At 70.4% G+C, this 12,268-nt stretch carries 10 protein-coding genes and 1 pseudogene; 6 read left to right on the top strand and 5 right to left on the bottom strand.

From position 1 onward, the window contains the following. Window positions 1-136 precede the first annotated feature (136 nt). The gene (locus OC490_RS25380) at window positions 137-1,339 is read left to right on the top strand and encodes an IS110 family transposase (RefSeq protein WP_262060293.1); all 1,203 of its coding nucleotides are present in this window, start codon (window positions 137-139) and stop codon (window positions 1,337-1,339) included. Window positions 1,340-1,358: 19 nt separating this feature from the next. Here the strand turns inward: OC490_RS25380 and OC490_RS25375 are convergent, their stop codons facing one another. Beyond that, the gene (locus OC490_RS25375; RefSeq protein ID WP_262060292.1) at window positions 1,359-1,967 is read right to left on the bottom strand and encodes a TetR/AcrR family transcriptional regulator; all 609 of its coding nucleotides are present in this window, start codon (window positions 1,965-1,967) and stop codon (window positions 1,359-1,361) included. A gap of 105 nt (window positions 1,968-2,072) precedes the next feature. On the opposite strand from OC490_RS25375, the gene OC490_RS25370 reads away from it, so the two are divergent. From OC490_RS25370 to OC490_RS25360, 3 genes and pseudogenes are all read left to right on the top strand, one after another. After that, window positions 2,073-3,695 carry an MFS transporter gene (locus OC490_RS25370; protein ID WP_262060291.1) on the top strand — a complete coding sequence of 541 codons (1,623 nt, stop codon included), beginning with the start codon at window positions 2,073-2,075 and terminating at the stop codon, window positions 3,693-3,695. A gap of 106 nt (window positions 3,696-3,801) precedes the next feature. Continuing rightward, a pseudogene (locus tag OC490_RS25365) lies at window positions 3,802-3,927 on the top strand (extradiol ring-cleavage dioxygenase); the annotation flags it as partial. Window positions 3,928-3,958: 31 nt separating this feature from the next. Further along, window positions 3,959-5,083, top strand: coding sequence for a YbhN family protein (locus tag OC490_RS25360; protein WP_262060290.1), 1,125 nt, complete (start codon window positions 3,959-3,961; stop codon window positions 5,081-5,083). Here the strand turns inward: OC490_RS25360 and OC490_RS25355 are convergent. The 4 genes from OC490_RS25355 to mhpD all read right to left on the bottom strand — a co-directional run bounded on the left by OC490_RS25355 (window position 5,080) and on the right by mhpD (window position 9,782). Then, on the bottom strand, window positions 5,080-6,786 hold the full coding sequence (locus tag OC490_RS25355) for a carbohydrate binding domain-containing protein (protein ID WP_262060289.1): 1,707 nt from the start codon (window positions 6,784-6,786) through the stop codon (window positions 5,080-5,082). The genes OC490_RS25360 and OC490_RS25355 overlap by 4 nt on opposite strands. A gap of 205 nt (window positions 6,787-6,991) precedes the next feature. Continuing rightward, complete coding sequence (gene dmpG, locus OC490_RS25350) at window positions 6,992-8,014, bottom strand: 4-hydroxy-2-oxovalerate aldolase (RefSeq protein WP_262060288.1); 1,023 nt, start codon at window positions 8,012-8,014, stop codon at window positions 6,992-6,994. After that, entirely contained in the window at window positions 8,011-8,946 is a 936-nt protein-coding gene (locus tag OC490_RS25345) for an acetaldehyde dehydrogenase (acetylating) (protein ID WP_262060287.1), read from the bottom strand. Before OC490_RS25345 ends, dmpG begins: the two co-directional genes overlap by 4 nt. Further along, window positions 8,943-9,782 (bottom strand): 2-keto-4-pentenoate hydratase, encoded by an 840-nt coding sequence (gene mhpD, locus OC490_RS25340; protein WP_262060286.1) that lies wholly within the window; start codon window positions 9,780-9,782, stop codon window positions 8,943-8,945. Before mhpD ends, OC490_RS25345 begins: the two co-directional genes overlap by 4 nt. Window positions 9,783-9,887: 105 nt before the next feature. Between mhpD and OC490_RS25335 the strand changes: the two genes are divergently transcribed. Then, window positions 9,888-10,631 (top strand): IclR family transcriptional regulator, encoded by a 744-nt coding sequence (locus OC490_RS25335; RefSeq protein WP_262060303.1) that lies wholly within the window; start codon window positions 9,888-9,890, stop codon window positions 10,629-10,631. Between the two features lie 65 nt (window positions 10,632-10,696). After that, window positions 10,697-12,262, top strand: a complete 1,566-nt coding sequence (locus OC490_RS25330; RefSeq protein WP_262060285.1) for a hypothetical protein — start codon at window positions 10,697-10,699, stop codon at window positions 12,260-12,262. Window positions 12,263-12,268 lie beyond the last annotated feature (6 nt).

The raw sequence follows: 12,268 nt of genomic DNA, 5'->3' as shown, positions 1-12,268 counted from the left end.
CGATTTTCCCGCCCTCGGGGCGACGTCCGCAGGACCTCCGGCTTGCTGATTGAGATGTGCGCGGTCGCTGATTACGGAGATGACAGCGGGGTGTTCCTCGGGCCGGCGGCATGCCGAACGGTGCGAGGAGGGGCAAGTGAGCAAGGGAACGGCCCAGGTCTGGGCCGGTGTCGACGCGGGTAAAGGCCACCACTGGGCGGCGGTGGTCGACGAGACCGGCGCGGCGCTCTGGTCGAAGAAGGTCGACAACGATGAGTCGGCGATCCTGACCGCGCTCGGCGAGATCCTTGACCTGGCGGACCGGGTTCACTGGGCGGTGGATATCTCCGGGACATCCTCCGCGCTGCTGTTGGCGCTTCTCGCCGCGCACGGCCAGAGGGCCGTCTACGTGCCCGGACGCACGGTCAACCGCATGTCGGGCGCCTACCGGGGCGAGGCGAAGACCGACGCCCGCGACGCCTACGTCATCGCCGAAACCGCCCGCCACCGAAACGACTTCGCCACGATCGACGTGCCCGCCCAGCTCGCCGCCGACCTCGCTCTGCTGACCGCCCACCGCTCCGACCTCGTGGCCGACCGGGTACGGATGATCAACCGCCTGCGCGACGTGCTGACCGGCGTCTTCCCCGCGCTGGAACGGGCCTTCGACCACAGCTCGCACAAGGGCGCGCTGGTCCTGCTGACGGGTTACCAGACGCCGGCGGCTCTCCGCCGCCGCGGCCGGGCAAGGCTGACGGCCTGGCTGGCCAACCGCAGCGTGCGCAACGCCGATGCCGTTGCCGCGACCGCGCTGGAAGCCGCACAGGCCCAGCAGACCGCGCTGCCCGGTGAGGATGTCGCCGCGCAGATCGTCGCCGACCTGGCGGCTCAGATCCTGGAGCTCGACGACCGGCCGAAGCGGATCGACAAGCAGATCCGCGAGACGTTCCGCGGCCACCCGCAGGCAGAGATCATCGAGTCCCTGCCCGGCATGGGCCCGATACTCGGCGCCGAGTTCGTCGTCGCTGCCGGCGACCTGTCGGCCTACGACGACGCCGGTCACCTGGCTTCGGCGGCCGGACTGGTGCCCGTGCCACGCGACTCCGGGCGCCGCACCGGCAATCTGCGCCGGCCCAAGCGCTACAGCCGCCGCCTGCGGCGGGTCTTCTACATGTCCGCGCAGACCAGCATCATCCGCGAGGGCCCGAACCGCGACTTCTACCTCAGGAAGCGCGGCGAAGGCTGCAAACACGTCCAGGCCGTCATCGCCCTGGCCCTCCGACGAGCAAGCGTGTTGTGGGCCCTGCTGCGTGACGGACGAGTGTTCATCTCCGTCCCACCGGTCACGCAGGCAGCTTGACTTCGTCATTGAGACTCCTTCAGCGGGATGGTCGCAGGCCGTGAACCGTGGCGGCGGCGCTGTCGCGTCCGACGCCCGCGGCGATCAGGGCCGCGGTGGTGGCGGCTGTGCCGTCGTCGTTCCAGAGGCCGGAGTTGACGCTCTCCAGCAGTGCCAGCAGTTGCGCCTCCAGGGCTCTGCTGAGCGGTCCCGGCGGGACGACGGTGTGGAAGACGCCCTGTTGTTGGCCGTGGGCGAGGATCTTGGTGACGGTTTCGCGGGCCGGGCTGAGGAGCGCGTCGACCGCGTCGGGGCCCAGGTCGTGGTGGGTGAGTCCGATGAGCGTGCGGTAGCGGTCGCCGACCGGCCACAGGGTGAGGACGAAGCGGGCCAGCGCGGTCACGGCGTCCGGTGTCGGCGTCCAGGCGGCGGCGCTCACCCGCCGTACCGCCTCCCCGGCCTCCGCGGCGAGGCCGTGGACGAGCGCGGCTCGCCCTGTGAAGTGCCCGTAGATGGTGCGCCGGGCCACGCCCGCGGCCCCGGCGATGTCGCCGAGGCTGCAGTCGGGGTCGCGGGTCAGTTCCCGCCGGGCCGCTTCGAGGATGCGGGCGCGCGTGGAGTGCGCCTTGGCGCTGTCGCGACCGGTCACTTCGGCACCTCCTGGGGCGGGCTCGTCCCGGCATAGTTGCACATCGATGGGCAATAAAATAGTCTGCACATCAGTGAGCAATTAATGCGTCCCCAGGAGTCCCCGATGCCGCTCTTCGTCACCACCCCCGTCGACCGCATGGCCGGGCCCTACGCACACCGCTGGTCCGCCCTGATCGTGCTGTGCCTGAGCCTGCTGATCGTGGTCATGGCGAACACCTCGCTGATCGTGGCCGCACCCGACATGACCACGTCCCTCGGCCTGAGCAGCAGTGATCTGCAGTGGGTCATCGACGGCTACACCGTCCCGTACGCCGCGCTGATGCTCGTGCTGGGCTCGATCGGCGACAAGTACAGCCGCCGCGGTGCCCTCGTCACCGGCCTGGTGATCTTCGCCGGCGGATCGGTGATGGGCAGCCTCGTCCACGAGACCGGGCTCGTCATCGCGGCCCGCGCGGTGATGGGCGTGGGCGCGGCCGTGGTCATGCCGGCCACGCTGTCCCTGCTGGTCGCGATCTTCCCGAAGCGCGAGCGGGCGCGGGCCATCACGGCGTGGACCGCCACCTCGGGCCTCGCCATCGCGGTCGGCCCGCTGGTCGCGGGATGGCTGCTTGAGAACCACGCCTGGGGCTCGACGTTCCTGATCAACGTCCCCATAGCCGTCCTCGCGGTGGTCGGCGCCCTGGTCCTGGTCCCGCCGTCCAAGGCGGACACCATGGGTCGCATCGACTACGTGGGCGGTCTGCTCTCCATCGTCTCGGTCGGCAGCCTCGTCTACGCCATCATCGAGGGCCCGCACTTCGGCTGGGGCGCGGGACCGGTCACCGCGGCCGTCGTCGCCGCCGTAGGACTGCCCGCCTTCGTGGCCTGGGAGCTGCGCCACCCGCACCCCATGCTCGACGTCCGTAAGTTCGCCCACCGCCCCTTCAGCGGCTCGATGACGGCGGTGCTGTTCTTCTTCTTCGGCACCTTCGGCGCGATCTACTACGCCACGCAGTTCCTGCAGTTCGTCCTCGGCTACAACGCGCTGGAGACCGGGGTACGACTGCTGCCGCTGGCCGGAGCCGTGTTCCTCGGCGCCGCCGTCACCGGGCGGCTCACCCCGAAGCTGGGCATGAAGCCGATGGTGGTGACCGGCATGGTGCTCGGCACCGTGGCCGTCTTCCTGCTCACCCAGGTCGACAAGACCTCCACCTACGGCGACTTCCTGCCCACGATGATGCTGCTCGGCTTCGCGATCGGACTGAGCGTCTCCCCGGCCACGGACACGATCATGGGCTCCTTCCCGGAGAACGAGCTCGGTGTCGGCGGCGGCGCCAACGACACCGCACTGGAACTGGGCGGCTCCCTCGGCATCGCCATCCTCGGCTCGCTGCTCGGCACCACCTACAAGGACAGGCTGACCGACCTGGTCGGCGGCCACCTCCCCGCCGCCGCCCTCGACACCGCCAAGGACTCGGTCGGCGGCGGCCTGGCGGTCGCCCAGGAGATCGCGAAGACGCCGTCAGCCGGACCGCAGCAGGCGCAGGCCCTGGTCGACGCCGTGCACGAGGCCTTCGCCCACGGTGTCGCGCAGACCAGCCTGGTCGGCGGGATCATCATGGCCGCCGGCACACTGATCGTCTTCGCGGTCCTGCCCGGCCGCCGCGCGGTCGGCGAGCCGGAGCCGGATCCGAAGCCGACGGAGACCGAGACCAGCCGAGACCAGGAGCACGCCGACTCCGTCTGAACTCCGGCGCGATGCGGGCCCCTTCGTGCAGAGGGGGCCCGCACGCTCGCGCGCGGGGCCGACGAATGCGGCGCGGAGACGGTGTGCGGTCGGGGCGAACGGACGGGGGCACACGCCGGTCCGCCGGGCCATCGTGCATAAACTGGCACAGTTCCGCCTCGGCGCCCGCTCCCTCGTCCGCTCGGAGAACACCGTCCCCGCACTGAGCGGCGCCGGGGTCGCCGACGGTTGAAGCTCACTTCACGAAATCGACGGTCCTGCCTGTGCACGCTCCGGACACCACCGCCATCACCCCCGAACCGGCAGACACGGCGCCGCGTCGCACCCGGCGCTGGCTGCGCCCGGTGGTGATCACGGTCCTCCTCGCGCTGTTCACCACCGAACTGGTGTTGGGCTGGCCGTCGCTCGCCGCCGCCCTGTCGGAGCTGCGCGCACCCCGGCTGAACTGGTTCGCCGTCGCGCTCGTCGCCGAGGTCGCCGCCATGGGCTGCTACGCGCGCATGCAGCGTCGGCTGCTGCGCTCGGCCGGGGTGGTCGTGCCGATCCAGAAGCACGTCGCCCTGGCCTACGCCGCGCACTCGCTCAGCGTCACGTTGCCCGGCGGACCGGCCTTCTCCACCCACTTCAACTACCAGCAGATGCGCCGCTTCGGAGCCACGCCCGCCGTGGCCTCCTGGTGCATCGCGCTGTCCGGCATCCTCTCCGCGGCGGCCCTGGCCGTCGTCACCGCGATCTCCGCGATCGCCTCCGACGGCAGTCTGCAGTGGCGCAGCCTGGTCACCCTCGGTCTGGCCGTCCTGCTGCTCACCGTCGGCATCCGGCGCATCACCCGGCACCCGGAGAAGGTCGAACCGGCGACCCGGGCCGCGCTGGCCAAGGTCAACAAGTTGCGGCACCTGCCCGAGACCCAGGGCCTCGACCGGATCCGCGGCTTCGTCGAGCAACTCCGCACCGCCCGGCTGCAACCCCGGCACGCCGTCGCCGCCGCCGTCTTCGCCGTGCTCAACTGGTTGCTCGACGCGGGCTGCCTGTGGCTGTGCTTCCACGCCATAAGCGACACACAGATCAGCAACGCCCAACTCCTGCTGGCCTTCTGCGCGGGCATGGCCGCCGGCACCCTCACGATCATCCCGGGCGGACTCGGAATCATCGACAGCGCGCTCGTCCTCGGACTGGTCACCGGGGGCGTGGCGACCAGCACCGCCATCGCCACGGTCGTGCTCTACCGGATCATCAGCTTCGGGTTCATTATCGGCGTCGGCTGGATAACGTGGCTGGTCATCCGCCGCCACAACCGCCGCGAGCCGGTCGTCCCCGTAGACGCCGATGGTGCCCAGGAGGACAGGGGTCCCCTGGGCACCGGTGCCGGTACGTCGGCGGGTCGCTAGCTGAGCGTGAAGTCGTCAGCCGTGACGTTGGACTGGCCGTACCAGCCGTGGACGAAGACGGTGACCGTTCCGCTGCTGCCGGTGGTGAAGGGGACCGACAGCTGGTTCCAGCTCGTGCTGTTGGACCAGGTGCTCGCGGAGGCACCGCCGCTCACCCCGAGGTAGGCGTACGGTCCCTGCACCCAGGCGGTGAGCGTGTAGCTCTTGTTGGGGGACAGGGTGACGGTCTGGTCGCATTCGCCGGTACCGCTGGCACTCGGCGTGACCTGGAGGCTGTGGCTTCCGCTGTGCACCGGACTGGAGACCACCGCGCTGCCGCCCGTGCAGGTCCACGGACTCAGACTGCCGGTCTCGAAGCCCGCATTGGTCAGCGAGCCCCCGCCGCCCCCTCCGCCACTGCTGCTGGTGACGGTGAGCGTGTACGTGGCACTGTGGCTGCCGGTCGTGGCGGTGCCGGTGACGGTGATCGGGTAGCTGCCCGCGGCCACGGACGAGCCGACCGTCGCCGTCAGCGTCGAACTGCCCCCGGATGTCACGGAGTTGGGGCTGAACGAGACACTGACGCCGGAGGGCGCGCCGGAGGCGGAGAGGCTGACGGACTCGGCGCTGCCCGAGGTGACGGCGGTGGAGACGGCCGAGGTCGCCGAACCGCCCTGGGCGACCGAGGCGGAGCCTGGCGACAGGGACAGTGAGAAGTCGCTGGTGGTGCCTCCGCCGCCGCTGCCCGAGCCCTCGTAGGGCACGAACGCGTCGGTGAACGCGAGGCTGTTCTGGCTGATCTGACTGCATGTGGGCAGGGAGTTGGCGCTGCCACCGCACGCCTGGTCCCGGGTGATCGCCCAGAACGCCAGCCGGCCGACACTGTTCTGCGCGGCGAAGCTCTCCACTGTCTGGGCGTCCGCCAGGGTGAAGGTGGAGCCGTCGTCGTTCTTGCCGATCATCGGGGTGATGCCGAGGTTGGCGTAGGTGTAGCTGGAGTCGACGGACTGCATCTGCGCCAGTGTGGCCTTCGCCGCGGAGACCGCGGCCTGCCCCATCTGGGTGCCGGTGCCCGCGTAGTAGTCCATGGCCATGATGTTGAGCACGTCGATCTTGATGCCCGCGTTCTTGGCGGCCTTGACGATGTTCACGCCGTCGCCGGTCAGCCCGCTCGTCAGCACCGGCAGGGTCATGGAGAACTTCAGGTTCGGGTTGGACGCCTTGAGGTCCTTCATCGCCTGCATCTGGCGGGCCGCCGCCGCGGTGTCCGCGATGGCGGCGCCCTCGATGTCGAAGTCGAGCTGGGTGACGCCGTAGTCGTTGATGATGGCCTGGTATCCGGCGTCGATGCTGCTCTGCGTGGAGCACGTCCAGGCCAGCGGCTCGCCGCTCGCACCGCCGGAGGAGATGATGACCGACGCGCCCTCGGACTTCGCCTTGGCGATCAAGGGGTCGGTGAAGGAGTCGTTGCCGATGGGGAGTGTGTCGCCCCAGATCTGGTTGCAGCCGACGCCGAGCACGAAGGCCGCGGTGTACGCCTTGAGTTGGTGTCCGGTGATGGCGGTGTCGAGCAGTCCTTCCTGACTGTTCGACATGTCGACGTAGGGGGCCACGGAGTAGACGCTGCTTCCCGCGGCACTGCTCGCGGGGGCCAGGGCGACGGTGACGCCGGTGACCGAGAGCGCGAGGGTGCACACGGAGGCCGCGAGTCTTGCCAGGCGCATGACAGATCCCCTTTCGGGGGTGCCTATAAGGGGGGAGTGTGGTGGGGGGTGGCGCGTGAAGGCTTTGGTATATACCAAAGCGCTCGCGCCGCTCTCCGTCAAGAGGACTAGACCAACTCGATACCGTCGGGTCGGTTCGCCTCAACTCCCCACGGGTGTCGGCGTGATGAGGTGCCGACACCCGCCTCCTGGGGCCGGTCCCGGCTCAGGCCGGGTTCGCCGCGCGTGCGACCAGGTCCAGCGCGATGTCCGTGATCATGTCCTCCTGGCCGCCGACCATCGCCCGCCGCCCCGCCTCGACCAGGATGCTGCGCGTGTCGAGCCCATAGCGGGCGGCGGCCGTCTCGGCGTGGCGCAGGAAGCTGGAGTACACGCCCGCGTACCCGAGGCTGAGCGTCTCGCGGTCCACTCGCACCTCGCGGTCCTGCAGCGGGCGTACGATATCGTCGGCCGCGTCCATCAGCGGGAACAGGTCGCAGCCGTGCTTCCAGCCCATCAGGTCGGCGACCGCCACGAACGCCTCCAGCGGACAGTTGCCCGCGCCCGCGCCCTGGCCCGCGAGTGAGGCGTCGACGCGGATCGCGCCGGCCTCGACCGCGACAACCGTGTTGGCCACGCCCAGCGCGAGATTGTGGTGGGCGTGGATGCCCAACTCGGTCTCCGGAGCGAGGACTTCGCGGTAGGCGGAGAAGCGGTCCCGTACCCCGTCCATCGTCAACCGGCCGCCGGAGTCGGTGACATAGACACAGTGAGCGCCGTAGGACTCCATCAGCTTGGCCTGGCGGGCGAGTTCGGCCGGCTCGGCCATGTGGGACATCATCAGGAACCCGGCCACGTCCATGCCCAACTCCCGTGCGGCGGCGATGTGTTGGGCGGAGATGTCGGCCTCCGTGCAGTGCGTGGCGACCCGTACCGAGCGGATGCCCAGCGCGTGGGCCTGCTTGAGGTCGTGGACGGTTCCGATACCCGGCAGGAGAAGGGTTGTCGGGATCGACTGCCGTACGACGTCGGTGACCGCCTCGATCCACTCCCAGTCGGTGTGGGCGCCGACGCCGTAGTTGATGCTGGAGCCCGACAGTCCGTCGCCGTGGGCGATCTCGATCGCGGCAACCCCGGCCGCGTCCAGGGCGGCGGCGATCGCGCGGGCCTGGTCGACGGTGTAGCGGTGCCGTACGGCGTGCATGCCGTCGCGGAGGGTGACGTCCTGGACGTAGAGGGACGGGGTCACTTGGCGGTCTCCTTGCCGGTCCGGGCGGCCATGCGTTCCGCGGTGCGCAGGGCGGCCGAGGTCATGATGTCGAGGTTTCCGGCGTAGGCGGGGAGGTAGTGGGCGGCGCCCTCGACCTCCAGGAACACCGAGACCTTGAGCAGGTCGCCTGTGCCCGGGGCGAGGGTGCGCAGCGGGTCGGCGACGGCCACCTTGTCGTACTGCACCTTCTGCTTGAGCCGGTAGCCGGGCACGTACGCCTGGACGCGGCCGACCATCTCCTCGACGGACGCTGTGACGGCCTCGGTCGCGCTGTCGGAGACCAGGCAGTGCACGGTGTCCCGCATGATCAGCGGGGGTTCGGCCGGGTTGAGGACGATGATCGCCTTGCCGCGCGCGGCGCCGCCGACCGCCTCGATGGCCCGGGAGGTGGTCTCGGTGAACTCGTCGATGTTCGCGCGGGTGCCCGGTCCGGCCGAGCGGGAGGCGATGGACGCGACGATCTCGCCGTAGTGGACCGGCGAGACGGCGCCCACGGCGGCGACGATCGGGATCGTGGCCTGGCCTCCGCAGGTGACCATGTTGACGTTCGGGGCGTCGAGGTGGGCCTCGCCGTTGACCGGCGGGACGACGTACGGGCCGATGGCCGCCGGGGTGAGGTCGACGAGGGTGCGGCCCAGGGGCCGTAGGACCTCTTCGTGGTGGCGGTGGGCGCCGGCCGAGGTCGCGTCGAAGACGAGGTCTACGTCGGCGAACTCGTCCAGTTCGACGAGTCCTTCGACGCCCTTGTGTGTCGTGGCGACCTTCAGGCGGCGGGCTCGGGCCAGGCCGTCGGAGTCCGGGTCGATGCCGGCCAGCGCGGCGATCTCCAGGGTCTCCGAGAGACGCAGGACCTTGATCAGGAGATCGGTGCCTATGTTGCCGGAGCCGATGATGGCGACTTTCGTGGTCACTTGCCGTCCTCTTCCGTTTCCGTGGCGAAGCGGACCCGTACCGAGCCCAGGTCCGAGATGCGGGCCTCGAAGGCGTCGCCCGGGGCGGCCGGGGTCATCGGGCCGAGGGCGCCGGTCAGTACGAGGTCGCCCGCGCGCAGCGGGTCGCCGCGCCCGGCGAGGGCCGAGGCCAGCCAGACCGCCGCGACGAGGGGGCTGCCGAGGCAGTCGGCGCCGGTGCCCTCGGAGACGGTCTCGTCGCCCCGGCTCATGGTCATAGTGACCGCGCGCAGGTCCACGGCGGTCAGCGGTACGGGCGTGCCGCCCAGGACGTACAGACCGCAGGAGGCGTTGTCGGCGACGGTGTCGATCAGGGAGATGTCCCAGTTCCGCACCCGGCTGTCGACGATCTCCAGCGCGGGCAGCGCGAAGTCGACCGCGCGCAGCACGTCGACGATCGTGCACTCGGGGTGCGGCAGGTCCCGACCGAGGACCAGCGCGACCTCCGCCTCGACCTTCGGCTGGAGCAGTCGGCCCACCGGCACCTCGCCGCCGTCCGGCACCGCCATGTCGGCGAACAGGGCGCCGAAGTCCGGCTGGTCCACGCCGAGTTGGCGCTGTACGGCGGGGGAGGTGAGGCCGATCTTGCGGCCGACGACGCGACGGCCGGCGGCCAGACCGCGGCGGACGTTCAGCTGCTGCACGGCGTAGGCGGTCTCCAGGCCGCCGCCGTCGAGCAGGTCGCGCACCGGCGGACAGGCGACCCCGGTACGGGTGGCCTCCGCCAGCAGGTCGGCGGCCTTGACCACGGCCGGGGACACGGCGTCCGGGCGGGCGCCGTCGGGCACGGTGGGCACGGGTTACCTCCTGGGAGAGCAGTGCGGGTACACCCCTCGGTATAGACAGCATCCCCGCCAAGGGACAATCTTTGTTCCGTGACACGGAACAACGCGGGCGGCAGCATGCTGGAGAAGGCCGCGCTCATCCTCGACTGCTTCAGTCCGAGCGGCGGACCGTACCGCCTGTCGGAACTTTCGGAGCGCACCGGACTGCCCAAGCCCACCGTCCACCGGCTGGCGGCCGACCTCGTCCGGCTGGGCTGGCTGGAGCGCTCGGGCCCCCGCTATCTGCTCGGCGCGAAGCTGTTCGAGCTGGGCTCGCTCGTGCCGCACCGGCGCGATCTGCGCGAGACGGCCCTGCCCTTCCTCCAGGACCTGTTCGAGGCCACCCGCGAGACCGTCCACCTCGGTATCCGAGAGGGCTTGGAAGTGGTCTACCTGGAACGCATCCACGGCCACGAGGCACTGAGGCTGCCCTCCCGCATCGGCGGCAGCCTTCCCCTGACCTGTACCGCCGTCGGCAAGGCCCTACTGGCCTTCTCCGGCGCCGAGTTGACGGAGGAGGTGCTGTCCCGCCCGCTGCCGAACCTCACCCCGCACTCGATCACCGATCCGGCCCGGCTGCGCACGGCCCTGGAGAAGATCCAGGTCTCCGGCCTCGCCTACGAGGAACAGGAGGCGGCCTCGGGCGTGAGCTGCATCGCGGCCCCGGTGTTCGCCGGCGACACCGCGGTCGCCGCGCTCTCGGTCGCCGTACCGCGCACCCGCTTCCGGCCCGCCCAACTCGCCCCGGCAGTACGGACGGCGGCGTTGGGACTGTCCAGGGTGCTGCGTGGCGGAGGAGTCGCGAGGGCGCCCCTGTCCTAGCGGTGAACCCGACCGTACACTGACAAGTCACGGTAACGGGGGCGTTGTTGAGCGGGGGGAGAATCATGTCCGGGGACCAGTACGGCGGTTATCAGGGGTATCAGGGCTTCACCGTTCCACCCATGCCCTCGTCCCCGCCACCCGCTCCGCCCGACCGACTCAGATCCGTCGCGGTCGGTCTGCTCAACCTCAGTGGCCTCGGCCTCGGTTACGCGCTGACGCGCCGCTGGCTGCTGATGGCCGCGTGCTGGGTCGCGACCGCCATCCTGCTGCTGGTGGCCCTGCCGGCCGACCCGGACGGCGTCTCGGGCCCGCTCGTCGTGCTGTACGTCGTGTTCCTCGTGTTCGCCGCCGCCCACGGTGCGTTGGTCGGCCTGCGCACCCGCCTGACCTGGCCCGCACCCACACCGCTCGCGATCCTGCTCGGCCTGGTGCTGCTCGCCGTACCAGCCGGGGGAGTCGTGCTGTACGACAACGCGCGTGACGAGGCGACCCAGCAGATGCTCCTCGACCGGCTGGAGAAGGCCGACCAACTCGTGGCGGACAGCGGGAGGTTGTCGTTCTCCGCGGCCGAACCCCACTACCGCCAGGCGCTGGGCGTGTACGACGACCTCACCACCGCGCACTCCGGATCGCGGGCGGCCGGCAAGGTCCCCGACCGGTTGAAGACCTTCTACACGACGGTCGCCGCGGCCTACCCGCAGAAGAACTACTGTGACGCGATACCCCAGTTGAAGTATCTGCGGACCGTCCCCGGCACCATCGGCAAGAAGCAGTTGGGCACGCTGACCACCTGGCCGGACGACCGGCTGGCCACCTCCCTCTACGAATGCGCCTCCGCCTCGCTGGCCACTCGGAGCGCCGACTGGCCCACGAACTTCGGGGAGCTGCTGGCCACGTTCCCGCAGTCGTCCCAGGCCGGCCAGGTCGAACCGGCCGTCAAGTCGGCCGTCACCAAGGCGGCGCAGGGCGTGAGCGGTAGCCAACCGTGCGCGGCCGTCGAGCAGTTGCAGAGTCTCTCCTCCCAGATCGGGACCTTGTCGGGCGAACAGGCGGGCGTGGCCGACGAGCTCGGCGCGGACGCCACACGGGCCGGCAACCAGGCCGACGCCGGGGCCTACCAGTGCGGTGTCTCGCAGTACAAGGCCGGTGACTTCGACTCGGCGCTCAGCACGATGAACGACTTCGTGAAGAACAACACGCACGACAAGAACCGGGCCCGCGCCAAGAAGATCGCGATCGCCGCCGAAGTGGCCCAGACGGTCCCCGCCGCGGGCAAGAAGCTGCCCACGACCGCGTCCGGCGGCAGCATCTCCGTCACGGTGAAGAACGACAGCCCCGACGACATCACCGTCCTCTACACCGGGCCGGTCACCGGCAGCTTCACGCTCAAGGGCTGCGGCAGCTGCACGACGTACTCCCTGAGCACCACCCTGCTGTCCGGCTTCAAGCCGTGCAGCAGCGGCAAGAACTACCCGCAGAAGACGATCAGTCTGCCGACCGGCACCACGTACTTCGTGCACCGGCCGGACAGTTCGACCGCGAGCCCGGCCTCCGACACGGCCAAGCTCAGGTCGGGCTACATCTACACGGAATGCGCCTACGCCACGGGGGCCTTCGGCACCGGCTGACGCGCG

This window comes from Streptomyces sp. STR69, assembly GCF_024519455.1.
In the GTDB taxonomy this organism is placed as follows: domain Bacteria; phylum Actinomycetota; class Actinomycetes; order Streptomycetales; family Streptomycetaceae; genus Streptomyces.
Note: the sequence above shows the minus strand (reverse complement) of the source record. Positions and strands in the feature narration are given on the sequence as shown.